Source organism: Aureimonas sp. AU12 (genome assembly GCF_001463705.1).
Taxonomy (GTDB): Bacteria; Pseudomonadota; Alphaproteobacteria; order Rhizobiales; family Rhizobiaceae; genus Aureimonas.
In genome coordinates this window covers 1-411 of sequence record NZ_BBWH01000075.1, presented here as the reverse complement: position 1 = coordinate 411, position 411 = coordinate 1, and the positions used below count along the sequence as shown (strand labels likewise).

Genomic DNA, 411 nt, shown 5'->3' with positions numbered 1-411 from the left:
ATATCTGCGTGATTGTGCCGCTGCGCGCGTCCGGCGCAGGCATTCTGCTGGAACAGACGATCGGGCGCGGCCTCCGCCTGATGTGGCGAGGCAACGAGTTCGACGATATCAAGCGCGAGAACCGGCAGCGCATCCGCGCCGGCCAAACGCCCACCAACATGATCGACATTCTCTCGATCGTCGAGCATCCCGCCTTTCAGGGTTTCTATGAAGACCTCATCAAGGAGGGCCTTGCCGCTGAGGCGGAAGACGAGGATGAGCGGGAGGGCGGCGCGACCGGCGATCTGATCTCTGTCGGCCTGCGGCCGGGTTTCGAGGCCTTCGACTTCGCCTTGCCCTTCATTCTGCGGGAGCAGATCGAGGAACTGGAGGAAACCCGCATCGAGCCGTCGAAGCTCAGCCCATTCGGAT

1 pseudogene is annotated in these 411 nt (G+C 62.8%); it reads left to right on the top strand.

Annotation, left to right across the window (positions count from 1 at the left end):
* Nucleotides 1-14: 14 nt before the first annotated feature.
* Nucleotides 15-411: pseudogene (locus AUL33_RS21390) on the top strand (restriction endonuclease subunit R); the annotation flags it as partial.